Annotated in this window: 22 protein-coding genes, 1 pseudogene and 1 riboswitch; of the genes and pseudogenes, 15 read left to right on the forward strand and 8 right to left on the reverse strand. The window is 42.2% G+C overall.

Annotated features, from left to right (window positions below; genetic code table 11):
• Positions 1 to 95: 95 nt before the first annotated feature.
• The 3 genes from ACFX4X_RS15085 to ACFX4X_RS15095 all read right to left on the reverse strand — a co-directional run bounded on the left by ACFX4X_RS15085 (position 96) and on the right by ACFX4X_RS15095 (position 3,188).
• Complete coding sequence (locus ACFX4X_RS15085; RefSeq protein WP_377384543.1) at positions 96 to 908, reverse strand: cache domain-containing protein; 813 nt, start codon at positions 906 to 908, stop codon at positions 96 to 98.
• A 316-nt stretch (positions 909 to 1,224) separates the two neighbouring features.
• Entirely contained in the window at positions 1,225 to 2,691 is a 1,467-nt protein-coding gene (locus tag ACFX4X_RS15090) for a PH domain-containing protein (RefSeq protein WP_377384545.1), read from the reverse strand.
• A gap of 2 nt (positions 2,692 to 2,693) precedes the next feature.
• Positions 2,694 to 3,188, reverse strand: coding sequence for a PH domain-containing protein (locus ACFX4X_RS15095; protein WP_061461445.1), 495 nt, complete (start codon positions 3,186 to 3,188; stop codon positions 2,694 to 2,696).
• Positions 3,189 to 3,434: 246 nt separating this feature from the next.
• Here ACFX4X_RS15095 and dacB point away from each other — a divergent pair, with 246 nt between their 5' ends.
• Positions 3,435 to 4,925, forward strand: coding sequence for a D-alanyl-D-alanine carboxypeptidase/D-alanyl-D-alanine endopeptidase (gene dacB, locus ACFX4X_RS15100; RefSeq protein ID WP_284471896.1), 1,491 nt, complete (start codon positions 3,435 to 3,437; stop codon positions 4,923 to 4,925).
• Here the strand turns inward: dacB and ACFX4X_RS15105 are convergent.
• Entirely contained in the window at positions 4,905 to 5,588 is a 684-nt protein-coding gene (locus ACFX4X_RS15105; protein WP_375166261.1) for an HAD hydrolase-like protein, read from the reverse strand. The two genes, dacB and ACFX4X_RS15105, sit on opposite strands and share 21 nt — an antisense overlap.
• Positions 5,589 to 5,684: 96 nt before the next feature.
• Between ACFX4X_RS15105 and ACFX4X_RS15110 the strand changes: the two genes are divergently transcribed.
• The 3 genes from ACFX4X_RS15110 to ACFX4X_RS15120 all read left to right on the forward strand — a co-directional run bounded on the left by ACFX4X_RS15110 (position 5,685) and on the right by ACFX4X_RS15120 (position 7,316).
• On the forward strand, positions 5,685 to 6,290 hold the full coding sequence (locus ACFX4X_RS15110) for a uridine kinase family protein (protein ID WP_284471895.1): 606 nt from the start codon (positions 5,685 to 5,687) through the stop codon (positions 6,288 to 6,290).
• Between the two features lie 107 nt (positions 6,291 to 6,397).
• Positions 6,398 to 7,039 (forward strand): 5,6-dimethylbenzimidazole synthase, encoded by a 642-nt coding sequence (gene bluB, locus ACFX4X_RS15115; protein WP_061461453.1) that lies wholly within the window; start codon positions 6,398 to 6,400, stop codon positions 7,037 to 7,039.
• A 139-nt stretch (positions 7,040 to 7,178) separates the two neighbouring features.
• A complete protein-coding gene (locus ACFX4X_RS15120) occupies positions 7,179 to 7,316 on the forward strand; it encodes a hypothetical protein (RefSeq protein WP_377384548.1) in 138 nt (45 codons plus the stop codon).
• A 249-nt stretch (positions 7,317 to 7,565) separates the two neighbouring features.
• Here the strand turns inward: ACFX4X_RS15120 and ACFX4X_RS15125 are convergent, their stop codons facing one another.
• Entirely contained in the window at positions 7,566 to 7,697 is a 132-nt protein-coding gene (locus ACFX4X_RS15125) for an RNA polymerase factor sigma-54 (protein WP_377384550.1), read from the reverse strand.
• A 463-nt stretch (positions 7,698 to 8,160) separates the two neighbouring features.
• On the opposite strand from ACFX4X_RS15125, the gene ACFX4X_RS15130 reads away from it, so the two are divergent.
• From ACFX4X_RS15130 to ACFX4X_RS15140, 3 genes are all read left to right on the forward strand, one after another.
• Positions 8,161 to 9,486, forward strand: coding sequence for an aminotransferase family protein (locus tag ACFX4X_RS15130; protein ID WP_377384552.1), 1,326 nt, complete (start codon positions 8,161 to 8,163; stop codon positions 9,484 to 9,486).
• Positions 9,487 to 9,504: 18 nt separating this feature from the next.
• Entirely contained in the window at positions 9,505 to 10,938 is a 1,434-nt protein-coding gene (locus tag ACFX4X_RS15135) for an aldehyde dehydrogenase family protein (RefSeq protein WP_089362639.1), read from the forward strand.
• Positions 10,939 to 11,189: 251 nt separating this feature from the next.
• A complete protein-coding gene (locus ACFX4X_RS15140; RefSeq protein ID WP_284471893.1) occupies positions 11,190 to 12,710 on the forward strand; it encodes an aldehyde dehydrogenase family protein in 1,521 nt (506 codons plus the stop codon).
• A gap of 264 nt (positions 12,711 to 12,974) precedes the next feature.
• Here the strand turns inward: ACFX4X_RS15140 and ACFX4X_RS15145 are convergent, their stop codons facing one another.
• Entirely contained in the window at positions 12,975 to 15,023 is a 2,049-nt protein-coding gene (locus tag ACFX4X_RS15145; RefSeq protein WP_377384554.1) for a molybdopterin oxidoreductase family protein, read from the reverse strand.
• Between the two features lie 192 nt (positions 15,024 to 15,215).
• Here ACFX4X_RS15145 and putP point away from each other — a divergent pair, with 192 nt between their 5' ends.
• The 3 genes from putP (at position 15,216) to ACFX4X_RS15160 (ending at position 19,313) form a co-directional block, all read left to right on the forward strand.
• The gene (gene putP, locus ACFX4X_RS15150; protein ID WP_284471892.1) at positions 15,216 to 16,685 is read left to right on the forward strand and encodes a sodium/proline symporter PutP; all 1,470 of its coding nucleotides are present in this window, start codon (positions 15,216 to 15,218) and stop codon (positions 16,683 to 16,685) included.
• 166 nt (positions 16,686 to 16,851) lie between these two features.
• Positions 16,852 to 18,129, forward strand: coding sequence for an ATP-binding protein (locus ACFX4X_RS15155; protein WP_284471891.1), 1,278 nt, complete (start codon positions 16,852 to 16,854; stop codon positions 18,127 to 18,129).
• A gap of 47 nt (positions 18,130 to 18,176) precedes the next feature.
• Positions 18,177 to 19,313 (forward strand): DEAD/DEAH box helicase, encoded by a 1,137-nt coding sequence (locus tag ACFX4X_RS15160; protein ID WP_061461466.1) that lies wholly within the window; start codon positions 18,177 to 18,179, stop codon positions 19,311 to 19,313.
• A 108-nt stretch (positions 19,314 to 19,421) separates the two neighbouring features.
• On the opposite strand, the gene ACFX4X_RS15165 is transcribed toward ACFX4X_RS15160, so the two are convergent.
• The gene (locus tag ACFX4X_RS15165) at positions 19,422 to 20,315 is read right to left on the reverse strand and encodes a DMT family transporter (RefSeq protein WP_377384557.1); all 894 of its coding nucleotides are present in this window, start codon (positions 20,313 to 20,315) and stop codon (positions 19,422 to 19,424) included.
• A 165-nt stretch (positions 20,316 to 20,480) separates the two neighbouring features.
• Here ACFX4X_RS15165 and megL point away from each other — a divergent pair, with 165 nt between their 5' ends.
• Positions 20,481 to 21,656: a methionine gamma-lyase gene (megL, locus tag ACFX4X_RS15170; protein WP_089362603.1), complete on the forward strand. Its 1,176-nt coding sequence runs from the start codon at positions 20,481 to 20,483 to the stop codon at positions 21,654 to 21,656.
• Positions 21,657 to 21,673: 17 nt separating this feature from the next.
• On the opposite strand, the gene ACFX4X_RS15175 is transcribed toward megL, so the two are convergent.
• Positions 21,674 to 22,354, reverse strand: coding sequence for a tryptophan-rich sensory protein (locus ACFX4X_RS15175; protein ID WP_284471889.1), 681 nt, complete (start codon positions 22,352 to 22,354; stop codon positions 21,674 to 21,676).
• A gap of 255 nt (positions 22,355 to 22,609) precedes the next feature.
• Positions 22,610 to 22,740, forward strand: a riboswitch (FMN riboswitch).
• A gap of 147 nt (positions 22,741 to 22,887) precedes the next feature.
• Between ACFX4X_RS15175 and ribE the strand changes: the two genes are divergently transcribed.
• The 4 genes and pseudogenes from ribE to ACFX4X_RS15195 all read left to right on the forward strand — a co-directional run bounded on the left by ribE (position 22,888) and on the right by ACFX4X_RS15195 (position 26,375).
• Positions 22,888 to 23,526, forward strand: a complete 639-nt coding sequence (ribE, locus tag ACFX4X_RS15180) for a riboflavin synthase (protein WP_377384559.1) — start codon at positions 22,888 to 22,890, stop codon at positions 23,524 to 23,526.
• An 18-nt stretch (positions 23,527 to 23,544) separates the two neighbouring features.
• Positions 23,545 to 24,183 (forward strand): annotated as a pseudogene (ribB, locus tag ACFX4X_RS15185) (3,4-dihydroxy-2-butanone-4-phosphate synthase); the annotation flags it as partial.
• A 78-nt stretch (positions 24,184 to 24,261) separates the two neighbouring features.
• A complete protein-coding gene (gene ribH, locus ACFX4X_RS15190; RefSeq protein WP_061461475.1) occupies positions 24,262 to 24,732 on the forward strand; it encodes a 6,7-dimethyl-8-ribityllumazine synthase in 471 nt (156 codons plus the stop codon).
• Positions 24,733 to 25,208: 476 nt separating this feature from the next.
• Positions 25,209 to 26,375: a DHH family phosphoesterase gene (locus ACFX4X_RS15195; protein ID WP_284471888.1), complete on the forward strand. Its 1,167-nt coding sequence runs from the start codon at positions 25,209 to 25,211 to the stop codon at positions 26,373 to 26,375.
• Positions 26,376 to 26,475 lie beyond the last annotated feature (100 nt).

Consider the following 26,475-nt stretch of genomic DNA (forward strand, 5'->3'; position numbering starts at 1 on the left):
CTTTCCGGGAATGGAAGTCCTGGGTGTGAAATCGCCGTCAGCCATTTTCCGAATGGATTCTTGCAGCTTTTTAATGGGAGTTGTTAAAGAACGGGTTATGAAGATGGCAAATAGCGCAGTGACAGTATGACGATTAACATTGTGATGATATTACCGATTATCATCGGGCTTGCATGGGCTATCACTTCATTTTCTTCCATTACTCCAGCAATTCGCCATCCAGTGGTTGGATTGGTGGCGTATCCGATGATCCGGCTTTGCCCTTCATATTCCTCTATCATTGAACCGGATTCACTTTTCATTTTTCTGAAGATATTTTCCTTTGATATATCCTGTTGAATTTTTTTCTTGTCAGGATGTGTAACGAATAACCCTTTCTTATCAAGCAAAACGGTATAGCCAGTTTTTTCGAATTTCGTTTGATTAATCATCGTGATCAATGTATCGATCGAAATGTCGACGCCGATCACGCCTATTAATTCATCTCCATCATATATGGCTTTTGCTGCCGTGATGACAAGTGTATTCGTCGCCCGATCTGTATAAGGTTCCGTCCAAATGGTCTTGTTTTTTTGTTTCAATGCGGATTGATACCAATCCCTTTGTCTTGGATCGAAGTCAGCCGGCAATTCAGCTTTTGGGAATATTAATGTTTTTCCATCTTTCTCAGTGCCGAGGTATAAACCATTTATTTCGGAACTGCTTGACTGTGTATGGGAAAACTCATCCATTATGGATTCTGGGTACTTATCAGAACTACTCATGATAGGATACTTACCGATCCTATCCAATTGATTCTCCGTTTTTTGAAAGAAGATTTCGAAAGAATCATTCATTGACTTTACTTGCTCTTCCGTCGTTCCGGTAAGTACCTGGGTCGTCATATCGATACTATTTTTATAGCTCATGTAGGAGATGGCCATTCCGCTTATCATGATCAAAGCTAAAAAGGGAATCAATATTTGTTTTTTTAGCGAATTAAAATATCAGTCCTTCAGTCTTTTCATATGGACAATCCTCATTATATATCTCTAATTAATTTTGGCTTCTATAGATATTTCGGTCTGTTTTCCCTTTTTTGAAGATTGAAGTTGGAAAATTGCCAATATTAATTTTGTCGGAATCTCCAACATAAATATAAGGTATTCTGCAGTTGGCATGGAGTGGAATATAGATGAAAAAAAAGAGCTGACCGCTATAGTCAACTCTTCCAATCATTGAATCTTATTCGACTTGGATATTTTTTGTCCTGCCCGTATACCATGTGTAAAACTCGTCAGCATATTCAACGGATACATCTTGGAGCTTTGTATGGTGCACAGGCTTGGAGCGGTTGATCGTTTCGATTGAGGCAAGCCCGAAAAGCTTTTGCAACTTCGTACGTTCCACCTCAATTTGAATGACCCTGCTTCTTTTGGTAATGAATAGTGATGTTTCCAAACTTCCGGACTTAAACTGAATAAACTCATCATTTAACAAGTAACGGCTATTTTTGTAATCTAGAATTCTCAATGTATAAATGATGGCGAGTAAAATCAGCGATATATACCATAGGGAGGGTTTGAAATAATAGATTGCCACTGTTGTGAGAATCCAGAAAAAGCTGGGCCGCAGCATTCGGATTTTGAAGGCCTGCTTCGATAGCGACTCCATTGACCGTTCCACTTTGTAAGCGGGTAAAATCTCTTCTACCATTCCATATGCCATTTCAATCGATAAAAAAGGATAGAGAGTATTTGTTTCTAGCTCTTCATCACCCGTACTTCCTGCGCTGATCAGTTTCACTTCTGCCAAGCCTAGCACCCTTTTAATGATTGATTGGGAGATTTCGACAGCTTGTACTTTTTCTTTCTGAATGGAAAAAGCAGATTCATCCAGTAGACCTTTCTTGATATATATACGATCGTGATCGGATGAAATTTCATATTTTCCATATTTAACGAATGTGGAAATGATTCCGAAGGCAACGGCTATACATATGAGGCCGACAAGAACGATGGTTATGATCCACCACGTATCCAATAACTTGGCAAAGAACCCTTCGGCATTCTCCAAATTGATAAAATCATCGAGTGTATTATATAACGTAGCTACAATTGGGATAAGAGCCAAAAAGCTGAGTGATGTAAAGGAAGCTTTCAGCACATCCTGTTTAGTTGGCGTGAAATGGATCGTTTTTTCAATTGGTTCCATATCCTCCGCTATTCGTTCTTCGGGGCTATCCAATTCGATAACCTGAAGTTCCTGTTTTGAAGAATATTCCCCCTCAAGCCGTTCGGCCTCTTTTCGGGAAATAACCTCAAAAGGTAAGGTACCCTGATCACCAGTCATCCCTGTTTCGAATGTTAAAGAGGTTAAGCGGAAAATCTTATGGAATACCGTCGTACGTTGTTGAACATTCTGTACCTTATGAAGCGGGACCGTTCGATAAGATTTCGAAATGATCCCTGAGGTAATATAAATGGTTCCTTCTTTGATTTGATATTTATACGTATACCATTTAAGGATGATAGAAAGGACATTCCAAATCAGATAAACTAAAAAAACGATTTGGAGTACCTTCATATACATCTTTTCAGAACCGAAGTTTAGGACATAAAGCATGATTATGAAAAACACATTCCCTTTCAGCAATTTCCATAATTCGAAGGGGATTTTGAAAGGGTGTAATCGTTTTACATGTTCTTCCATTGTTAATCCACTTCCTTAATTTTAGCGAAATGGGCAATTTTATCTCGTAATTCATACGCTTCTTTCTCGGGGATGGCAGGTATGTCATGTGAGTCCCCCATTGTTCCGATACTTAGTGAATAAAGGTTATATTTTCGCAAAAACGGGCCTTGGTTCAATTTGACGGACTGAACCTTCGTCATCGGAATGAGTTCATGCGTTTCACTCCAAGCTCCGCGTTTTGTTTGAATGAATTCTTCGTTCACGTCGTAACGCCAATACTTTTGCAACAAGATTGGTTCAATGAAGATGGACCAGATTGCATGGAAAAAAGATAATGTGATAAGTCCGTATAAAATCCATCCAATCCATTCTTTCCAAGCGAAATAATCATCAACATATAATAGGATGCAAAAGACGGCGAGGGTAATGAAGTTGGTAATGGCTTCGGTCATCCGCCATACCTTCACGGATTCTTTGGAAATTTTCTTCGTTGGTGGCTGTATCTTTGAATACATATATTCACTCCTTACTATGTCTTTATACTTATACGGATTATCATTCAAAAAAGTTCCCTGTAATCGTACATGTAAATGAATCATGAAGTAAGGATCGCCAATTGGATTCCATTGAATGGCGGTCGAATAATCCTGCCTTTCTTGAGTATGTATAAATAGAGACCATCATGTGGATATTTTCTTTTTTAAATGACCGTAAAATGGACAAGATAGAGGTGGTGAGTTTTTAGAGTGGGAGTGATAGGTTTGACATATAAAAGGAAGTTGAGTTTTATATTCTTCCTGTTTTTGATTTGTTTTTTTAATGGAGAATCGATGCAGGCTGCGAATGATGATGGAAACCTAGGACAGGAAATTCAACAAATTTTGGATGATTCACCAGGGTTGGCAGGGGCGTTAACGGGAATTTCCATCCGATCAGCGGAATCGGGGGAAATGATTTATGAACGAGGGTCGCAAACTAGATTGCGGCCTGCTTCGAACCTTAAGCTTTTGACTGCAGCAGCTGCGCTGGAAACATTAGGGGAAGATCATGTTTTTCAAACGGAACTATACATAAAAGGGGTGCAGGTTGGCCATGTTCTGCAGGGGAATGTTTATCTGAAGGGAAAAGGAGATCCAACATTATTGGAAAAGGATTTTGATGAGCTGGCATCGTCACTGAAGCACAAGCAAGTTAAGCTCGTTCATGGAGATCTTATAGGGGATGATTCTTGGTATGATGATATCCGTTATTCCCGAGACTTGGTCTGGAGCGATGAACAGGAATATTACGGAGCAGCTGTTTCAGCTTTAACCGCTTCCCCGAATGATGACTACGATACCGGTACCATTATCGTGGAGATAACCCCCGGGGAAAAGGCTGGAAAAATGGCAAAGGTGATGCTGAAGCCTGAAACGGATTACGTGAAGATCATCAACAAAACGAAAACAGTAGCGGCAGACGGCAAACAGGAAATTGAAGTTGAACGGTCTCATGGCACAGATGTCATTACAATCACCGGGACCATTCCGGAGCATGCCGGGGTGACCGAAGAATGGATCTCAGTGAAAGATCCCACAGAATATGCCCTGAGCCTATTTGAAAAGTCAATGAAGAAACATGGAATTAAAGTGTTGGGAAAAAGGAAAAAAGGAAAAGCCCCTGTAGGAGCGGACTTGATCGCCACTCATCAGTCCATGCCACTTTCACAACTGCTTATTCCTTTCATGAAATTGAGCAATAACGGCCATGCTGAGGTTTTGGTGAAAGAAATGGGCAAAGAAGCAGTAGGGAAGGGAAGCTGGAAGGATGGTTTGAAGGTCGCTCGAAATCAAATGAAGGGTTTGGGTCTCAATATGCAAACAATCAAGATGCGTGATGGATCTGGCATATCCCAAGTCAATATGATTCCAGCGAATGAAATAACGAAACTGCTATATGCCGTACAGGAGAAAACGTGGTTTCCTGCTTACTTGAACGCTTTGCCGATTGCAGGAAATGAAAAGCGGATGGTAGGCGGTACGCTTAGAAAGAGAATGAAAGGGACAAATGCAGCTGGGAACGTTCGTGCGAAAACAGGGACCATTTCAGGAACGAGCTCTCTATCAGGTTATGTGACGACCAAAAGAGGGGAAAGAGTCATATTTTCGATCATCGTGAATAATTTCATGGAAGAAAAGGGCATTACGGCAATCCAGGATAAGATAGCCGTGATGCTTGCAGAACAGGAAAAGCTATTGGTGAGCGGACTTTAGTATCCATTTTGAAAGGTAAGCTTGAAGTTCAGAAAAATCTGCGATGAACAGATCAGCATCAGCCAATTCATTTTCTTCGGCAAATCCAAATTGGCAGCCTACAGCCGATAAGCCATTTTTCTTTGCTGCCTCGATGTCGGATTTTCGATCCCCAATCACAATGGCGCTATCAATTCGATAGTCTTTCAACAACATTTGCACTAATTCGGTCTTCGAGCCTTTCGAGGACCTTTCCACGCTATATATGTCCGTAACGAATTCATGCAGCCCAAAATAAGAACAGATTTCTTCCAGGTACTTTACTAGACCGTTGCTAGCAATGAAAATGGAAATTCCAAGCTGTTTGATCGTTGACAAGGTCTCCATGACGAGGGGGAAAAGCTGACCATTCCCTTGTTTGATTTCTTGAATCAAGCAATCTAAAAAAAGTTGGTCAGCCTGTCGGCGAATATGATCGGGATGCTTAGGTAATAGAGTTTCCCATACGACTGTCAGCGGGACGCCCATAATCTCTTGATACTTGGCAAGCGGGGTATTCCCTGTCCAGCTCCCTTCTGATCGAAGTATCTCAAATGTTCTTTCAAGTGAAGAACCTAATATCTTGTTTGTTTGAAACAAGGTGCCGTCCATATCGAAAATGGCGGCAAATTGGATTCTGTTCATTACTAGCACCTTCTTCTTAGTTTTTTTCATTTTATCCCCACAAGGAAGGAATATAAGGGAGGACGAATAGAAATAAGTAGTATAGGAGGAATGCTTATGAACTTTCCAACACTTAATGGACAGTATACGATTAAAAATCTTATTGCTGAAATTCACGAAATTTCCCAAAAAAGATCTCCATATATTATGGCCATCGATGGTCGGGGCGGGTCTGGAAAAAGTACACTCGCTTCCCTTATCCATGCAAAGTGTCCAGGTAGCGCAGTCGTTCATATGGACGATTTTTATTTGCCATCATCGAAAAGGATCCAGTTGCCCCCAGCCCAAAAACAGATTGGAGCGGATTGTGATTGGGAACGGGTTTTTAACCAAATCCTAAAACCGCTTACTGTAGGGAATGATGCAAGGTATCAAAGGTATGATTGGGAAACGGACACTATGGCCGAATGGCATATCGTTCCTGCTGGAGGCCTTGTCATTATTGAAGGGACGTATTCTATCCGTAAAGAATTGGCAGGGTCCCATGATTTCACGATATGGGTGGAATGTCCCCGCGATCAGCGCTTGAAACGTGGCCTCGAGCGGGATGGTGAAGATGCGCGTCAAATGTGGGAGGATAATTGGATGGTTCATGAAGATCTATATGTCGACGCGCAAAGGCCGCAAGAAAGAGCGAATCTTGTTGTGGACGGAACGAGCTGAATCCAGGGATATCTGGAAAGTCACTTTTAATTGTAAGGGTTTACCTGTAAAATTCATATTGAATTTTTAGATAAATTTCTGGGGAGCCAGAAGCATGGGGGGAAATTATGTTTAATAATGAAGAACAAGCAGCCGTATATAAAGCCATTTATAACCGAAGGGATATCAGGAGTTTTTTGCCCAAGCCCATTTCAAAGGATATACTCCGCAGAATCTTGGATGCTGCACATCATGCGCCGTCTGTAGGATTCATGCAGCCTTGGAGTTTCATTGTAATTTCATCTCAGGAAACCAAGAACAGTTTGGCATGGGCAGCGGATAAAGAAAGAAGGGCACTAGCTATTCATTATGAAGGGGGTAAAGAAAATAAGTTTCTTAGTTTGAAAGTGGAAGGGTTAAAAGAAGCACCTTACACCATTTGTGTAACATGTGACCCGACACGTGGCGGCTCCCATGTTTTGGGGAGGAACTCTATTCCGGAAACGGATATCCTATCAACGGCCTGTGCAATTCAAAATATGTGGCTGGCTGCCTGTGCGGAAGGATTGGCAATGGGATGGGTAAGCTTTTATAAGAAGAATGATATTCGTGACATTTTGGAGATTCCGCCGCATGTAGAACCCATTGCACTCATGTCAATTGGCTATACGGATCAATATCCGGATAAACCCATTCTTGAACTTGCCAATTGGGAAAAAAGAAGGCCGATGGATGAACTTATTTTCGAGGATAAATGGGGTAAAAGATGAAACTTTTATAATAAATGAAGGACATGGATTCTGAATCCTCTTCGAGTGAACTGGGGAGGGTTTGGGAAAATCAGTTACACAGGTATTGGAAAGTTAATCTTAACAAAGTTATAAAGCCCCTGGTTTAGGGGTTTTTGTTGTGAGGAAATGGTTTTCTGAGAAAAAACCAGAAGGCACTCATTCATTATGGGCGATTAAAAAGATTAATCCTGTTGACACATTTACGTTGGAGGGGAAGGCAACGGACCTGCAGCCATCACGAAGTGGTTGTAAATGAAAGAAGCAGTGGAAATATAGAAGGCTCTTTCGGAAGATACATATTCTGGAAGAGTCTTATTGAATGTACGTATTCAATAATTTCCGGGGATCCTGGTAAGTGCCTTTGTGAACACCGATAAACTAAAAATAAAAACTGGCTGCACTTTTAACGTTGTCAGTTTTTTGATTTTAAAGTCTGCGCCTTTTGGAGGATTCAGGTATACCGAGGTCTTCATGGTTTTCCTGTAGGTTTTTCTGCTGAATCCGGTTAGTGCTTTTTATCGATCGTATATGCCAATTCATTGTAATCCTCAAGCTCCCGCAGCTGAATGAGTAAACAATCAGTCAGATCTTTAGCCCCAACTCCAATGGGGTCAAGGGATTGCAATACTTGAATCATATATCTTCTATTTCTACCAGGGACACGGAAAATGCGAGGCAGCCCAATTTGCATTCAATTCAAGAAGTCCATATTCATTTAAGCCCCCCATTGGGGAATTTCCCTTTAGATTGCTTTCAAGGATCATAGCATGCTCGTTTCTTCTAGTTTTTCCAGTGTTTCTGCTTTGCTGGAGTAATTATCATTCGGGTTGTAAACATCGTCGCCGTTGAAACTCGACAATATGCCTGTCATTTAGCACTTAATGTAATGGATGGGGTGATTAATGATTTGAATACGAATCGAATGATTTATATATGAATCAATACCTGCTCGTGATGATTTGATTATGAATCATTGTACCTTGAATACCTTTAATATAAGACTCATATAATTTGGCATGCATCTTGCTATATCTATTTATATAAATATAAAAATAAATTAGCTTGAAAAAAATCCATAACATGAGAAGGGTGTTTTTTACATGATTAAAGAGAAGACGGATATTCAGGAATTAATCGATTTGGATAAAAAGCATTTTATTCATCCGACTACGGCAATCGAGCAACAGCAGGCAGATGGTCCAAGTTTCATCTTTAAGGAAGGGAAGGGAATATATCTTACGGATGTCACGGGCAGGACAGTCATTGATGGCATGGCTTCACTTTGGAATGTGAATATTGGACATGGACAAGAAGAGATGGCTGAAGTCGCGAAGGAACAAATGGCGAAGCTAGCTTTCACCTCAAGTTTCGCCACTTTCAGCAATGAGCCGGCAATCCGGTTGGCGGCCAAAATCGCTTCCATCGCTCCTGGGGATTTGAATGCAGTTTTCTTCACTTCAGGTGGATCAGAGTCGAATGATACGGCCATCAAACTTGCTCGTCATTACTGGCTTTTGAAAGGGCAGCCTAATCGTCAAAAAATCATTTCCCGCTCGAAATCCTATCATGGAGTGGCAATGGGAGCTACAAGTGCGACTGGCCTGAAGCCGTTCCGGGACTTCACGAATTCAATCGCACCGGATTTTTACCATGTGGACGGTTCTTCCATTGAAGAGTTGCGTAAGGTCATAGAACAGGAAGGACCAGAAACGATTGCGGCATTTATCGCTGAACCGATTCAAGGGGCCGGTGGCGTGAACCTTCCTCCTGAAGGCTATTTTAAGGAAGTAAGGGAGATTTGTAATGAATACGGCATTTTAATGGTGACGGATGAAGTCATTACAGGTTTCGGAAGAACAGGGACTTATTTTGGGATTGAACATTTTGGTGTTGTACCTGATATGATGTGCTTCGCAAAAGGTGTGACGAGCGGATATGCACAGTTAGGCGGTGTCGTCCTGAATGATAAGATGCATCAGGATTTCATTGCCCTTTCAAAAGGTACGCTTTTACACGGCTACACATACAGCGGCCATCCTATGGCTTGTGCGGTTGCTTTGAAAAATATTGAAATAATTGAACGTGAAAACTTGATAGAAAACTCGAAACAGCGTGGTGAAGAGTTGCTGGCAGGCTTCAAGAAGCTTCAAAGCAAACACCCGATTGTTGGTGATGTCAGGGCACTTGGATTAATTGGCGGCATCTCCATCGTAAAGGACAAACAAACAGGCGAAGGCTTTGAGACACAGCTTGCACCAAGACTGGTTGCTGAAGCGGCGAAGAATGGTTTGATTTGCCGGTCTGTTACGTTTGATCAAGATACACTCGTATTCGCCCCACCTTTAATTATTACTAAATCGGAAGTCGAAAGAATAATTGAAATCCTTGATGAGACATTTACTGCTGTCGAAAAAGAAATTTTATAAGAGGTGAAAGTGATGGTAATGACGGAAACGCTGAAAAAGAAATTATTCATTAATGGTAAATGGCAAGAAGCTGAAAAGTTCACGACACTAAAGTCTCCCTATAGCGGGGAAGTTCTAGCGGAGATTCCTTCTGCAAGCCTTGAAGATGTCGAGTTGGCAATAGAATCAGCCTATCAAGCTAGAAAAACAATGGCAGCTTTGCCTAGTCATAAACGCGCTGCCATACTTGAAAAGCTCGCGAGTCTTTTGGAAAGCCGTCAAGATGAGGCAGCTGAAATTATTGCTAAAGAGGCAGCGAAACCGATTAAAACGGCAATGGTTGAAGTATCCCGGACAATTGCCACATATAAATTTGCAGCAGAGGAAGCAAAAAGGATTCATGGAGAAACATTGACGATGGATGCTACAGCTGACGGAGAAGGAAGGATAGGATACACAGTCCGTGAGCCTCTAGGCGTTGTGGGTGCGATTACCCCATTTAATTTTCCGATGAACCTTGTAGCCCATAAAGTAGGCCCGGCCATTGCTGCCGGAAATACACTTGTCCTGAAACCTGCGAGCCAAACACCGCTATCTTCGCTATTTCTTGCTGAACTATTAGCCGAAACTGATTTGCCGGCAGGTGCGTTTAATTTAGTTACCGGAAGCGGTTCGGTTATTGGTGATAAATTAGTCACCGATTCACGGGTGAAGAGCATTTCATTTACTGGAAGTCCGGCTGTCGGAATCGGGATCCGTAATAAGGCAGGAATAAAGAAAGTGAGCCTTGAACTAGGTTCGAATGCGGCTGTCATCGTTGATAAAGGGATCAATATCGACAAAATCATCCAACGCTGTGTATCGGCAGCATTCGCTTTTCAAGGGCAGGTCTGTATTTCCTTACAGCGTGCATATGTTCATGAAGAGGTATATGATGAGTTCGTCAAAAAATTCATAGAAGCAACAAATGGCTTGAAACTTGGAGATTCTTTGGACCCGTCTGTTGATATTTCGGCATTGATCAGCGCTGGTGATGTACAGCGAAGCCTGGATTGGATCGGTGAGGCTAGACAACACGGTGCGATTGTTGCAGCAGGAGGTAAATCTGAAGGGAATATCCTGCATCCGACTGTGTTGCTGGAAGTGGATGCAGTGCTTAAGGTATCATGTCAGGAAGTCTTCGCTCCCATTGTTTTGATCAATAAGGTTTCGTCCGTTGAGGAAGCGATTGATTTGGTCAATGATTCCGAATTTGGATTGCAGGCCGGGATTTACACAGAAAATATCAATCTGGCTCTTTCTGCCGCAGAAAAATTGGAAGTCGGCGGTGTTATCATTAATGATATCCCAACTTACCGTGTCGACAACATGCCATATGGCGGAGTCAAAAAAAGCGGAACGGGCCGCGAAGGGCTGAAATATGCCATTGAAGAAATGACGGAAATGAAACTGGTCATTATTAACCGAAATTAATCAAAAAAAGAGATGAGCAGCTGCTCATCTCTTTTTTTGAGCTGCGGATTTCATTTTTCTAGGAATCTTTAAAAAGTCTGAGATGAAGGATTGCCCATGTGGTATGCAAAAATGAATAGGTAATTCACGGATGAATTTAAATGGTTGACCGGAAAGGGGAAGAAAACGTGATTTCCCTATTATTTCAAACTGGCATGAATCTTGCTCATGTTATATATAGGTAGAAAACTTAAAACCGAGGAGGAATTTAGATGCAGGAAACTTTACAAAATAACACGAAAAAGGAAGGAACGGGAGCACTGGACTTAAAGATGTTCATCAATGGAAAATGGGTGAATTCGACTTCAGGTGAAAAGAGGGATGTATTGAATCCGGCCACGGGAGAAGTCATTGCTACAGCTGCGGAAGGCACACAGGAAGATGTGGATGCAGCGGTCGAAGCAGCGAAATATGCATTCTATGAAGGTGGATGGTGGGGTACTCCGGCAGTGGAGCGAGCTCGCATTTTATTCAAAATTGCCGATAAAATAGAAGAAAAGGCTGAAGAACTTGCTGCGTTGGAAACATTGGATAATGGGAAACCGTTGCGTGAGGCTCGTTATGACATAGATGATTCAGCAGCCTGTTTTAGATATTATGCAGGGTTGGCTACAAAACCGACTGGTCAGACTTACGAAGTTCCTGATGGTCAGCAAGCGATGGTCGTAAGGGAACCGATCGGTGTATGCGGGCAGATCGTTCCTTGGAATTTCCCTCTAATGATGTCAGCCTGGAAACTGGCCCCGGCACTTGCTGCAGGAAATTCAGTTGTGTTCAAACCATCGGAGGTTACACCAGTGACAGCGGTCAAACTATTTGAAATCATGGATGAGGTCGGATTGCCAAAAGGTGTCGCAAACCTTGTGTTAGGAGCGGGGCCAGTTGTCGGACAGGCCATTGCCGAACATGAGGAAATCGATAAAGTAGCCTTTACGGGTGGAACGGAAACAGGACGTAAGATCATGGAGGCTTCACTGGGTAACCTGAAGAAGGTGACATTGGAGCTCGGCGGGAAATCGCCTAATATCGTATTTGCGGACTCTGACTTTGAGACTGCAGTGGATTATGCTCTATATGGGATTTTCTGTAATCAAGGACAGGTTTGTTCAGCAGGCTCCCGGTTACTTTTGGAGGAGTCCATTTACGATCAGTTCATTGCAAGTCTTACCGCGAAGGCAAAACAGATCAAAGTAGGTTCAGGATCTGATGAAAAGAGCCAAATGGGCCCTGTCGTTTCAGAGGCACATATGAACAAAATATTATCGTATATCCAAATTGGAAAGGAAGAAGGAGCCAAGTTAATCGTCGGTGGGAATAGAATTAAAGGAAACGGTTTGGAAAAGGGATATTTTGTCGAACCTACCATTTTTGTTGATACGACACCGGATATGCGTATTGTACAGGAAGAAATTTTTGGCCCAGTGCTTGTTGTTCAAAAGTTCAAGGATGAAGCTGAAGCTCTTCGACTTGCCAATGATACGAAATATGGTTTAGCGGGAGCGGTGTTCACGAATGATATCGCAAAAGCATACCGTGTCATAAAAAAAGTGCGTGCCGGCATCACGTGGATAAACTCATATCATCCGACCTATAATGAAGCTCCTTGGGGAGGATTCAAGCAAAGTGGAAATGGACGTGAACTCGGCACTTTTGGTTACGAGGCTTATACGGAAGTGAAGCAAATCAATAACAACTTGGATATTCAACCAACAGGTTGGTTTGATGAAGAGTAAATAGCTTGACGAAAAGGCTGTTCCTTGGGGAACAGCCTTTTTTGTGGAATCGCAGTTATAATGCCAGAATCGTGAAGATATTTCTAGAATCGCAGATAAAATCCCGGAAATAGCAGATATATTTCGAAAATCGCAGATAAAATCCGGAAATAGCAGATATATTTCTAGAATCGCAGATAAAATCCGGAAATCGTAGATATATTTCTAGAATCACAGATAAAATCCGAAAATCGTAGATATATTCAAAGATTGCTAGACATCGATTTACTTTTGCTGGACTTTTTCAAGATCCACCCGTCCTGAAAAGAAAACGGCGCCATTACCCATATCTGAAAGGCGATCTGGGGTAAGGGAATTGATGTGTTGTTTGGTCTCAGGTGTATTCTGCCATAAGCCTTGGCTGACTAGTACGCCGGGTAACACATTTTCACCGGGAGCAGCGGTGAGCAAACATTCACCGCGTCCGTTCCAAATTTTAACCATATCTCCGGAAGCTATTCCTAATTTTTTGGCATCAGCGGCATTCATGTGCAGCTTCGGTTCCTTTTCCAAGGAGATATGTTTGGCATTATTTGAAAAGGTTGAATTCAAGAAGTTGTGATTAGGTGCCGGTATGAATAAAAATGGCAGGTCACTGTCTTTTATGATTGGCGTATATGTTGGCAGAGGCTGGTATCCATCCAGTTTCATCCGATCGGAGTAAAGTTCGATTTTTCCGCTTGGTGTCGGTAGTTTACCTGGGAATATCCGGCGCATCTTTGCTTTGACAAATTGATTCCTTGATAGGGAGTCATAGGTGATGCCATCTAAATGCGGGTTATCGGGAAAATCCAGCGCCTGCCGTATCATTTCTTCCTCTGAATCTCTAAAAGCTTGTTCCTCAAAGCCCATTCCAACAGCCAAAAGTTTGAACAATTCAACATTCGATTTCGACTCGCCATATTTATTGACTACAGGTTTTTGTATTTGGACGTAATTATGCCAGTATGAATTATAAAAATCCTCCGTTTCATAAGATGATGTGGCAGGGAGGACAAGGTCAGCATACATGGCCGTTTCGGTTAAGAATAGGTCATGGACCACTGTGAATAGATTTTCCCGCATTAAACCTTGCTTCACTTTATTTGCATTCGGAGCGACAAGTGCTGGGTTGGAGCCGTATACAAACATGGATCTAATCGGGTTATCCTTTTCCAAAAGAGCTTGACCGATTTGGTTCATATTAATGGTCCGGGTAGCTTTATTATTCAATAAATCAGGACGTCTTAAGGCATTTGTATTAAAAGCAAGATAGCCTGAATTCCCTTTGATGGCTCCGCCGCCTTCCACCATCCATTGTCCGGTAAGTGCAGGCAGGCAGGCAATGGTACGCACTGCCATGCCGCCATTGTCATGGTGCTGCAGGCCATTGCCTATGCGAACGAATGATGGAGTGGTGGTGCCATACATCCTGGCTAATTCATATAAGTCATCAATTGGAACGCCAGTAATCGCGGAGACGGTCGCAGGCTCATATTGGCGGACGTGTTCGCGCAATTCAGCAGCACCCACTGTGTATTCATCGAGAAAAGGCTGATCGACTAGATTCTCGTCAAATAGTATATGCATTAAACCGAGGGCGAGGGCAGTGTCTGTACCAGGAAGAATCGGTATGAACCAATCTGCCCACTTACCGGTTTGGTTTTTATGTACGTCAATGACAACTACTTTGGCCCCGTTTTTTCGGGCTTGCTGGGCAAGCGTAACTTGGTGCATATTTGTGCTCACGGCGTTAATGCCCCACAAGATGAAAAGCTTTGTATGAATCGTTTCTTCAGGGTCGATGCCGAATGAACCACCCATTGTATAGCTGTATCCGACTGAGCCGGCCGCATTACAGATGGAGCGCTCAAGCATGCTTGCACCGAGTTTGTGAAAAAAACGCCGATCCATCCCTTCTGCGCTGAGGTTGCCCATGTTTCCATAAAAGCTGTAGGGAAGTATGCTTTCCGGACCATGCATTTCGATCAGGTCTTTCCACTTTGAAGTGATTGTATCAATGGCCTCTTCCCAGCTGATTGGAGTGAAATTCCCTTCTCCTTTCGGGCCGATGCGCTTTAATGGCTGCTTTAAGCGATTGGGGTCATATAGACGGGCAGTCATGTTTCGGACTTTGTTGCAAATATTCCCTTTGGTGACTGGGTGATCAGGGTCCCCCAGGACTTTAATGATTTTCCCGTCTTTTTTGTGCAGCAGTAAACCGCATTGATCAGGACAGTCAAGCGAGCAAACAGAGGGACAGACTCCATCTGGCTGATCGATATAGGATTGCATGGGCGTATTCCTCCTAATAATCTAATCTCATAAAATGAATCGCAAATTTATTTATATCTTAATTATATTGAAAGTGAAATTGTTGAAAGGTGCAAGAACTTCTTAACATATGTTTTTTTTTCTGATAAGCTTACAAGATGAAAATTAACCTATAATTATCACAAAACCAATAAGAAATAGGAGGATTCATTTTTGGATTATGGAATTATAATATCAATTGGGATATATATGGTAGGTATGCTATTAATTGGTTATTTCGCCTATCGGAAAACGGCCAACTTAACAGATTATATGCTTGGTGGACGGAACTTGGGCCCAGCTGTAACTGCACTGAGTGCAGGCGCATCCGACATGAGCGGCTGGCTATTGATGGGTCTGCCGGGTGCAATGTACATAAGCGGTTTAAGTGCTGGATGGATTGTCGTCGGCCTGTGTGCAGGATCTTATTTAAACTGGTTATTCGTGGCGCCTCGACTTCGGACATATACGGAAGTAGCGGACAATTCGATTACGATTCCCGACTTTCTGGGAAATCGCTTTAAAGATGAATCCCGGATTTTAAAAGTGGTATCAGCATCGGTCATTTTAATTTTCTTCACCTTTTACACATCTTCAGGGATGGTAGCAGGCGGGGAGCTTTTCCGCTCGGCTTTCAGTATGGATTACCGGTGGGGCATCTGGCTGACGGCGAGCGTCGTTATTCTTTATACATTATTTGGTGGATTTCTGGCAGTTAGCTGGACGGACTTCGTACAAGGCACGATTATGTTCATTGCGTTAATTCTAGTACCAGTTGTCACGATTGTAAATATTGGTGGCTGGGATCCTACCTTCAATGAAATAAAATCGATTAACCCGAATTTATTGCATGCTTTTGAAGGAACATCAACCATCAGCATCATTTCTCTTCTGGCATGGGGACTTGGTTATTTCGGGCAGCCTCATATAATCGTTCGATTCATGGCGGTTTCATCTGTTAAAGATTTGAAAAGTGCACGAAGAATCGGTATGGGCTGGATGATTTTTGCTATCGTAGGAGCCATGTTCACCGGATTGGTAGGGATTGCTTATTTTAACCTGACAGGCAGTCCTTTAGGGGAAAGAAATGCAGAGTCTGTCTTCATCATTTTAGCAAAAGAACTGTTTCCATCTTTAATTACAGGTTTCTTGTTGGCGGCGATTTTAGCAGCGGTCATGAGTACGATTGCGTCTCAGCTGTTAGTTTCGGCAAGTGCTCTGACGGATGATTTCTATAAGCAGTTCATTCGGCCAAATGCATCGGATAAGGAATTAGTGCTGGTGGGACGGTTCGGCGTTTTGGCAATTGCTGCCATAGCCCTCGTTTTAGCTTTTAATCCCAGTGGTACGATTCTTAAACTGGTGGGTTACGCATGGGCTGGTTTTGGAGCGGCCTTCGGTCCGGTCATTTTGTTAAGCCTGTACTGGAAGCGAATGACGAAATGGGGAGCACTGGCGGGAATGATTATCGGTACCGCAACCGTGATCATCTGGGAAATGATCGATAAGTTCTCTGAAGTATACGAAATCATTCCCGGTTTCATTGCTGGTACAATAGCGGTGGTTGTCTTCAGCTTATTATCGGCCAAGCCTTCAAAAGATATAGAAGAGGAATTCAATCAGGCCATCAAAAACCTCTCTTGATCCTTTGAAACAGTCCAGTTAAATGGTGCTGGATTTTTTAGAGATATGAAACAATGAATGCAATATATATGATACAATATCCAAAGAGTCCTTATGTTGAAAACATGAGGGCTTTTTTTGAGTGATTTGGGAATAATAAACCAAAAAACAATACAAAGGATAAAACATGAACCAATCTCATAAAATTGCATGTAAAGTGGCTATTATATATATAATCATTGGGGTCTTATGGATTATCGTTACGGATTATATCTCTATGACACAGGCAAAGGAAGATGTTCAGATATATGCAATGTTTCAACATTCCAAAGGGTGGATTTTCATTTTCATAACCGGGCTTTTCTTATACTTCATAATTAGGTATTGGACAGGGAAAATGTTGAGGTCCCAACAGGAATTTAATCTGAAGGATGAACAGTATCAGTCGCTGTTCAACCATAACCCGGATTGTGTCCTTGAACTGAATCTCGAAGGTAATGTCGTTTCGATTAACCCGGAAGCTGAAAAGCTGTTAGGTAATAACAGTGACAATTTGAAAGGCAAGAATGCGAAGCATCTCATCAACTGGAATGAAAGGGAAAAGGTATCTGTTTTCTTTATACAGTCCCTTAAAGGCGAGGCGGTAAAATTCGAAACGACCATTCAGAATAAGAGTGGTGAAGAGCGGATAATCCGTGTAACCTTTTTACCGATCATCGTACAAGCGGAGTTGCTTGGAGTATATGCAATCGTTAGGGATATTACTGAATCACGGCGCGAAGAGGAATTGATGATCATGTCTGAAAAGCTATCCGTAATCGGACATCTGGCCGCGGCCGTGGCACATGAGATAAGGAATCCGCTGACATCGTTAAAAGGATTCGTACAGTTAATGGATATGACGAAGGAAGTCAATCCGCTGCATTCTGATATCATGTTAAAGGAAATTGATCGAATTAATATAATCTCGAGTGAACTGTTGGTTCTCGGAAAAAAACAGGATGTCGCTTTCCAAAGGGTTGATCTTGCCGACAGTTTACAACAGGTATTCACGTTAATGAAAGCAGAGACGAATTTGAATAATATCGAGATGGGGTTCAGGGTTAAAACCGCTGTACCGATTTATATTATGGCTGATACAATCGAACTTAAACAGTTGATAATCAATATTGTCAAGAACAGCATTGAAGCGATTGACGGAAATGGGAAAATTGATCTGTCGCTGCAAATCATCGATGATCAAGCTGTAGTCAGCGTGAGTGATAATGGTATAGGAATGGTACCCGAGCGCCTTGAACGGATTGGTGAACCTTTCTATTCGACAAAGGAAAAGGGCACAGGGATCGGGCTTGCGATTTGCCGGAAGATCGTTCATCGCCTTGATGGGGAAATGCATTTTGAAAGTGAGATAAACAAAGGAACGACGGTTACAATTCGTATTCCGGTGGCTACTGGACAAGAATAAATGGTACTATGAAAGATAGGAAAAGTTTTATATTAAAGGAGAACGATATGAGCGAATTACCTGCATTAGTGAACGATAGAAAACCATATATACAAGAGGTCTGGAAAAAATCCGGGTTCGGACAACTTACCCCGATTCAAACGAAAGCGATTCCCGTGATTGTTGAGGGAAAAGACATCTTGGCTGAATCACCGACTGGAACCGGAAAAACTTTAGCTTATTTACTGCCATTGCTAGAAAAGATAGATCCTGAAAAAAAATCGCCCCAAGCTTTGATTTTAGCATCATCACGTGAACTGGTCATGCAAATCAATGAAGAAATTCGCATTTGGTCAGAGGGAAGCGGTATAAATGGTGCAGCATTCATCGGCGGTGCTAATGTAAAAAGGCAGTTGGACAAACTGAAGAAGCATCCACAGGTCATTGCTGGAACACCAGGACGGATTTACGAATTGATTGCCCAAAAAAAATTGAAGATGCATGAAGTTAAGACGATTGTACTTGATGAAGGTGACCAATTGATCACTCCAGAGCATATGGGAACGATCAATAATATTATCAAAACAACGCTAAAAGACCGGCAAATCATGGTATTTTCGGCAACCCTGCCAGAGGAAACGGAAAAAGCGGCCAGAGGATTCATGAATGAACCCGAAATGATAAAGGTCGATAAGCATGAAAAAATGGAATCGAAAGTGGACCATCTTTACTTTGTTGTAGAGAGACGGGAAAAATCCAAGATTCTTGAGAAAATCACAAGACTTAAAGATGTGAAGGCCCTTGCCTTCCTTAACGATATAGCAGAGCTGAGCGTCCTACATGAAAAGCTGAGTTATAAAGGTGTTGAAATGGGTGTGCTTCACGGGGAATCCAATAAAGTCGACCGGGAGAAGGCGCTGCGCAAGCTTCGTTCCGGAAAATCCCCGATGTTGATCGCAACGGATGTAGCGGCAAGAGGGCTAGATATAAAAGGCCTCACAGCAGTCGTTCATATTGATATGGCTGACAACATCGATCAATATATCCATAGATCAGGGAGAACAGGGCGTGCAGGTGCAGATGGCACTGTTATTTCAATCGTAACGGAAAGAGAAGAGCGAGAGTTGAAAAAAATGGCTCGTGAACTGGAGATTCCATTAACGAGAGTAACTTTCTATGGTGGAAACATCGTAGTCGATGAATGAGTTGGGGAAAAGGGATGGCCGTAGCGGCTGTCTCTTTTTTTTGCAGGAGTCAGATACAATCCGCAAACATGCCTGAACTCCTTCTCGTCTTGAAATTAAAGTGGATATTCATTTTGCAGAATCCACTCTACATGCCTTTTCCACTGTATGGTGGGATTCCCAGTTAACCAAAAATATGCCGATGAAAATGAGTGAACCTCCAACCGCAACGTACCAGTGAACAGGCTCATCCAGCAAGAGGTAGCCAGATAGGACACCAAAAAAGGGAGCTAGAAATAGAAAGGCGCTCGTTTTGGCTGAATCCCCCTTTTGTAATAGGAAATACCAAACAGAAAATTGAACGATGGATGCCATGATGGCCAGCCATAACAAAATAAGGATGGATGCCTGGGAAATCTTGAAAAAGGGCTGTTCAAAAAGAAATGATCCAATGAGCAGGAGAAAACCTCCGCACAGCATTTGATAGGCTGACATGACCCAAGTGTCGAAGGTATGTCCCCAAACTTTCATCAATAGGGTCGCAATGGACCACGAAATGGCTGACATTAATCCAAGAAGAGTACCGGTCTTCAAATCAAGATGTGCCCCCATTGTGATAAAAACGCCAATAAAACCGAGCAAAACTCCCGACCATTGTTGCAAGGTGTAAATCGTTCTAAGAAATAGCGTTCCAAAAATGACCACTAATAATGGGTTCATGAATGTCAAGATCGAAAGTTCCCCGGCTGAAATGGTCCTTAAACCTACAAAGATGCATCCCATTACACCAGCCGTCTGGAAAAAACCGATGATACTCAATTTTGACCAATCCTTGATCTTTTTTGGATGCGGGCGTTTGATGAGCTTGACGACAATGGCCATGATGAAACCTGCTAGGATGAACCGAATCGCTGCAAGTAACATTGGGGAAGTATACGCTAAGCCAATTTTTCCTATAGCGAATGAAGAACCCATTAACGCAGTCGTTAAAATGACCAGAAAACCAAAAATGAATTTGTTCATCTTGTGCCCTCTCGAAGTCTTCAACTATAAATACCAGATTGTGAAATTATATCACACATACTAAATTATGGGTTTTTACAACAGGGATATCTATGCATGAAAACGCTTCCTTTATGTGGATTTTTGACATATGATATCAATAGACATAGGTTAGGAGGAGATGTTATGACAGGAAAGTATAAACAGTTTGAAACGGCAGTCATACATGAAGGATATGACTCGAAGAAGCATTTAGGAAGCTTGGCAACACCATTATTCCAAACCTCAACATTCACTTTTGAAACGGCCGAGCAAGGGGAACGGCGTTTTGCCGGTATAGAAGATGGATATATTTATTCACGCCTTGGAAATCCGACGGTACAAGTGCTGGAAGAAAAGATTGCCGCTTTGGAAGGCGGGGAAGCTGGCCTTGCTTTCGGATCAGGTATGGCTGCAGTTTCTGCGGTGCTTTTTGCCTTAACTAAAACGGATGACCACATCCTGTGTTCACAGGGTTTATATGGTTGTACTTTTGGCCTTCTGCAGTTAATGAAAAATAAATACCGCATCACTCATGATTTTTGTGAAATGGATACAGAAGAAAAGGTAAGGAAAATGATTCGGCCGGAAACGACTTGCATTTATGTAGAAACCCCGATCAATCCGACGATGAAAATGATTGACTTACAGATGGTGGTGAGAGTAGCGAAGGAATATAATGTGACGATTGTAGTCGATAATACGTTTTCGACACCCTACTTACAGAGACCCCTTGAATATGGGTGTGATATCGTCCTTCATAGTGCTACGAAATATCTTTGCGGACATGGGGATGTCGTTGCGGGCCTTGTCGTTGGTAAGAAGGACTTTATTAATCAGGTAGCTGGGACTACACAGAAGGATATCGGTGGAATCATTTCACCATTCGATGCCTGGTTACTATTGCGGGGGTTAAAGACCTTGCCTGTCAGGATGGACCGTCACTCAGCCAATGCAATGAACATCTTTCATGAACTTGTGAAACATCCAAAGGTGAAAAAGGTATATTATCCAGGTGATGAAGCTTCACCGGATCATTATATAATGCAAAAACAGATGAAACACGGAGGCGGCCTTATCTCTTTCGAATTGCATGGTACAAAACAGGATGCACAGGAATTCCTCAATAAATTGAAACTTATCAAAATTGCCGTCAGTCTAGGGGATGCCGAGACATTGATCCAGCATCCCGCTACCATGACGCATTCTGCCGTTCCTGAAGAATCGCGGGAACAAATGGGCATCAGTGACCAACTGGTCCGTCTCTCAGTTGGCCTTGAAGCTTGGCAGGACATCTGGCACGATCTTCAGCAAGCTTTTTAGACCACCAGATTTCCCTATCAGTTCTTCCGATTTTTAATGAAGGTCGTGATCGACACGATAAAAAGGAGAGCAGCCAGAATATAAGAAATGTCTGTGATTACCTGGTAGGGCGCACCATTTCGGATCCCGATGCCAATGAACGTCCAAACGAATACGAGAGGATAGCACCAATCCCGGTTTTTACCAGCAAAGACAAAGGCCAGGATTGTTGCTGCAATCAGCAAAACGATCGTCCAAGCTACACTGGAAATCCCAAAACCGTCCCATTCGATATAGGTAAGGTAATAAGAAATGTCGGCGATGGCTGCAACACTCACCCAGCCGGTATAAACGGAAAACGGAAATAGGTCGAAAGGAGTATGCTCCACTTTTTTAATGCTTGTATAACTGACCAATAATATAGCCAAAAGAGCAATGATAATGAATACGGATAACAAAAATCGTTCGTAATGCCAAGCCAAAAGCCAAGCGCCATTTAGGACACAGCTTAAAGCGAACCAAGGGAAGGATGCCTTATTGGCAGGGCTGTTTTGATGTTTACTTAAAAACTGCCTGAATACCCAGATGGCGAGCAGAAAATAGATTAAACCCCATATGGAAAATACATAACCGGCAGGAGTGAAGAGGACATCCAGTTTATCGGAAATCTCTCCAGATGTTCGGCCGTTCAAAGGCAGGAAATTGGCTAAAAAATTCATCGTGACGACGAATAGAAAGAAAAGCAAATTGTTGATGGCAATAAGCTTGGGCTTCCTCCTTGTTTGAATTGTAATCCCTATAACCTATTCCACCAATTAGGCCCGGTTAACCTTTTGGAGCACATCGAAGTTACTTGGAGTGGAATTTCATTTTTCCATAAAGTGAGGGAGTTCCTGTAACAAATGAACCATTTAAGTTTAGAAATTTTACATCCTCACTTTAAGGTGATAAAATATTCAAAGATTCATATTATTTTAGTCCTTCGGGGTCGGGTGAAAATCCCAACCGGCGGTGATGAAGAAATTCTAAGCCCGCGAGCCTGATAAAGGCAGGATTTGGTGAGATTCCAAAGCCGACAGTACAGTCTGGATGGGAGAAGGACGTGTGGAACCCAAGTGTATACGTACGCCTAATTTTTCAAAAAAGAAAATATTGGGCTTTTTAGGTATACAGTTTTTTTCACTCATTTCTCCTGCTAACTCCTTAGGTCATCCTAAGGGGTTTTTTTATATTTTATAAAAGGGGGAAAAATATGTTTACGGGAATCATCGAGGATATCGGTACCGTCCATTCCTTGAAAAAAGGGAAAAGCAGTATGGAGTTGTCGATCCGTTCTGAAAAAATCCTTGAAGATGTTCATCTGGGGGATAGTATTTCAGTCAACGGGGTCTGCTTAACGGTAACGTCCTTCACGAAAAGTTTGTTTACGGTCGACGTAATGCCGGAAACGGTCAAAGTTTCCTCGATCCGGACGTTAAAATTGGGATCACCTGTGAATCTCGAACGAGCCATGAGTGCACAGGGAAGGTTTGGCGGTCATTTTGTTTCAGGTCATATCGACGGGACCGGAACAATCATAAAAAAAGAACGAAAAGAAAATGCCGTATATTATGTAATCCAATTGGAAGAAGGGCTCAGTGCCTTTTGCATTCCAAAAGGCTCTGTAGCCATTGATGGAACGAGCCTGACGATATTTGGAATTGAACGAAACCTTTTGACTGTATCTCTGATTCCATTGACTCATCAGGACACCGTATTGGGACAAAAAGCGGCTGGCGATATCGTTAACATTGAAAACGACATGATAGGGAAATATATTATACATCAAATGAAAAATGGCGATTCAAAACCAGGACTGAATTTAGAGTTTTTGGCAGAGCACGGATTCTAATAAAAGGGCGGTGTAATGATGTTCCATACAATTGAAGAAGCGATCGAGGATTTGAGAGCTGGCAAGGTAGTAATCGTATCCGATGATGAAGACCGTGAAAACGAAGGGGATTTCGTCTTGTTGGCCGAAAAGGCTACGCCGGAAGCGATCAATTTCATGGCGACTCATGGACGAGGTTTGATATGTACAACCATTACAGAAGAACTGGCAGGGAAATTGAACCTGCATCCTATGGTAGGAGAAAATACCGATCATCATGGTACTGCCTTTACGGTTAGTGTCGATCATAAAAGCACTTCCACAGGAATAAGTGCTTTTGAACGGTCCTTGACCATTCTTGAGCTTCTTAAAGAAGATTCGGTTGCTGAAGATTTTCAACGGCCTGGTCACACTTTTCCGATAGTCGCTAAAGAAGGCGGCGTATTAAGGAGGGCAGGACATACGGAGGCTTCGGTGGATTTGGCAAAATTATGCGGTGCCGCTCCAGCTGGTGTCATATGTGAAATCATGAATGATGATGGATCGATGGCACGCGTATCCGATTTAGAAGTCATCGCTGGGAAATTCAACCTGAAGTTCATTACGATAGCCGATTTGATTCGGTATCTTGAACAAAGTGATACAATCGGGAAACAGGCACTTGAACTGAACATCCCGAATGCTTGAAGGATTTTTAGCGAAATTAATCTTTAAATGAAAAAAATGATATTTTTTTAAAATTAGGAGGAATTGGACATGGGGAAAGTTATTGAAGCACAATTAATAGGATCAGGATTGAAAGTCGGAATCGTGGTAGGAAGATTTAATGAGTTTATCACAAGCAAGCTTTTAGGAGGGGCATTGGATGGCCTTAAGCGTCATGGCGTTGATGAAAATGATGTTGACATCGCGTGGGTGCCGGGTGCTTTCGAACTTCCGTTAATTGCGAAGAAACTTGTGAATACGGGTAAATACGATGCGGTTATCGGACTTGGAACGGTAATCAGGGGTGCCACTTCACATTATGATTATGTCTGCAATGAAGCAGCTAAAGGCATGGCTTCCGTTTCCTTGGACACAGGTGTACCGGTTATCTTCGGTTTGTTGACAACTGAGAACATTGAACAAGCCATTGAACGTGCCGGAACAAAATCAGGTAACAAAGGCTATGAAGCTGCCGTTAGTGCCATTGAAATGGCCAACCTTGGAAAATTGATAGAACAGTGATTTCACATCAGGAAAGCCGCAGGGAATAACATTCCCTGCGGCTTTTTGATTTGCCGGATTTTAAGGTCAATGAAGCATTTGTGACTTCCTATTTTTCCCCTGTTGTATGGACAATCTTGAAAATGGATATGGCCACTTATTGGGAGGGACCTAGAAAGATGGATAGGGTAAGACTTTAAGTAGTCACTAACGGGGAGATGTCTGAATCATTAAAGGTTAACTGTGCTGCCCTGACAGTTTTAAAGGAATACATGGAAATACAATTTCAAAGTAATGTGTTTTCATTATATTTGGGTATAATTTCTGTGAAATAATGAATCATTAGTGGTTTTTCGAAAAAAAAAACGAACAAAAGCATCGCGTAATGAAAGCATGATAAAATATGCGGATATGATTATGCTACAATTGTAAAGATTGCAATTGAAATTCCTGTCTTTAGGGAAAAGTAAAATTATTAGTTATTAGGAGGGGTTTGTGTGTACCATCTCTTTACACATAATGATTTAGATGGAGTCGGCTGCGGCATTGTCGCTAAGCTGGCATTCGGAGAAGAAGTAGTGGTTAGTTATAATTCAATCGGTCGCCTTAATCAAAATGTAGGAGCATTTCTTGAGCAGGCAAAGATTGAGGATACATTGATTGTTACTGATCTATCGGTTGATGAAGATAACGAAAAAATGATTACGCAGTTTGTGGAAGACGGAGGCAAAGCGCTGCTGATCGATCATCATAAGTCAGCACTGCATTTGAACGAGCATGATTGGGCATCTGTAACTGTCGAACAGGAAGACGGTAAACAGACGGCAGCAACTTCATTATTCTATCAGTATGCAGTTGATAATAAATTGCTGGAACCTTCAAATATTGTCGCTGAATTCGTTGAATTGGTCCGTCAATACGATACTTGGGAATGGGAAGTAAATAAAAATTCAACGGCAAAACGGTTGAATGACCTGTTTTTCATGATTCCGATAGAGGAATTCGAAATGAAAATCGCAAATAAGCTTTCTACTGCTGAAAGTTTCACTTTTGACGAAGTGGAGCAAACGCTTCTAAATGTAGAAGAAAGTCGAGTAGATCGGTACATAAACAGGAAAAAAAGAGAAGTTTATCAAGCTACGGTCGGTCCACATACAGCTGGTGTGGTCCACGCAGAGTCATATCACTCAGAACTTGGAAACGAACTGTCGAAAGAATTCTCACATTTGGATTATATCGCAATCCTGATGGTCGGAAGTAAAAGAATCAGCTTCCGGACAATCCACGATGACATAGATGTTTCTGAAGTTGCTGGCAAGTACGATGGGGGTGGCCATCAAAAAGCCGCCGGTTGTACCATGTCCGAAAAGGCATATAGTCAATATGTCGAAAAGACCTTCTTTGCCGAGCCTCTTAAACGCGATGCACATAAAAATCAATTGAATGTAAAAGAATCCCCAGAGGGATGCCTATATTCAACAAGAGAAAAACAGGACATATTCATCTATGAAGATGAAGAAGAGGAATGGATTGTTGAAATCAACGGAAAACAACAGAAAAAAACATTCGATACATTTGGGGAAGCGGAAAAATACATGAAGCGGAAATATGCGGCATGGCTGGCCCATGATGAGAGATATGAAGAGTTTGTCAATAAAGGGTGAATAGGAAAAGCGGCTGTCCGAATTGAACTATACCCCGGATAACGGACACACATAAAAAAGTGTCCCTTATGGGGCTGTTGACAATCTAAAAGGATTTTTG

This window comes from Peribacillus sp. YIM B13481 (genome assembly GCF_042787985.1).
In the GTDB taxonomy this organism is placed as follows: domain Bacteria; phylum Bacillota; class Bacilli; order Bacillales; family DSM-1321; genus Peribacillus; species Peribacillus simplex_A.

Bases quoted from the DNA above. Each gene is read 5' to 3' on its own strand.
- ACFX4X_RS15160 (WP_061461466.1), top strand. From the start codon at position 18,177: ATGAGCGAATTACCTGCATTAGTGAACGATAGAAAACCATATATACAA.
- ribH (WP_061461475.1), top strand. From the start codon at position 24,262: ATGGGGAAAGTTATTGAAGCACAATTAATAGGATCAGGATTGAAAGTC.
- ACFX4X_RS15130 (WP_377384552.1), top strand. From the start codon at position 8,161: ATGATTAAAGAGAAGACGGATATTCAGGAATTAATCGATTTGGATAAA.
- bluB (WP_061461453.1), top strand. From the start codon at position 6,398: ATGTTTAATAATGAAGAACAAGCAGCCGTATATAAAGCCATTTATAAC.
- ribE (WP_377384559.1), top strand. From the start codon at position 22,888: ATGTTTACGGGAATCATCGAGGATATCGGTACCGTCCATTCCTTGAAA.
- ACFX4X_RS15165 (WP_377384557.1), bottom strand. From the start codon at position 20,315: ATGAACAAATTCATTTTTGGTTTTCTGGTCATTTTAACGACTGCGTTA.
- ACFX4X_RS15095 (WP_061461445.1), bottom strand. From the start codon at position 3,188: ATGTATTCAAAGATACAGCCACCAACGAAGAAAATTTCCAAAGAATCC.
- ACFX4X_RS15085 (WP_377384543.1), bottom strand. From the start codon at position 908: ATGAGCTATAAAAATAGTATCGATATGACGACCCAGGTACTTACCGGA.
- ACFX4X_RS15110 (WP_284471895.1), top strand. From the start codon at position 5,685: ATGAACTTTCCAACACTTAATGGACAGTATACGATTAAAAATCTTATT.
- ACFX4X_RS15135 (WP_089362639.1), top strand. From the start codon at position 9,505: ATGACGGAAACGCTGAAAAAGAAATTATTCATTAATGGTAAATGGCAA.
- ACFX4X_RS15175 (WP_284471889.1), bottom strand. From the start codon at position 22,354: ATGAATTTTTTAGCCAATTTCCTGCCTTTGAACGGCCGAACATCTGGA.
- ACFX4X_RS15145 (WP_377384554.1), bottom strand. From the start codon at position 15,023: ATGCAATCCTATATCGATCAGCCAGATGGAGTCTGTCCCTCTGTTTGC.
- ACFX4X_RS15140 (WP_284471893.1), top strand. From the start codon at position 11,190: ATGCAGGAAACTTTACAAAATAACACGAAAAAGGAAGGAACGGGAGCA.
- ACFX4X_RS15155 (WP_284471891.1), top strand. From the start codon at position 16,852: ATGAACCAATCTCATAAAATTGCATGTAAAGTGGCTATTATATATATA.
- ACFX4X_RS15125 (WP_377384550.1), bottom strand. From the start codon at position 7,697: ATGATTCAAGTATTGCAATCCCTTGACCCCATTGGAGTTGGGGCTAAA.
- megL (WP_089362603.1), top strand. From the start codon at position 20,481: ATGACAGGAAAGTATAAACAGTTTGAAACGGCAGTCATACATGAAGGA.
- ACFX4X_RS15090 (WP_377384545.1), bottom strand. From the start codon at position 2,691: ATGGAAGAACATGTAAAACGATTACACCCTTTCAAAATCCCCTTCGAA.
- ACFX4X_RS15105 (WP_375166261.1), bottom strand. From the start codon at position 5,588: ATGAACAGAATCCAATTTGCCGCCATTTTCGATATGGACGGCACCTTG.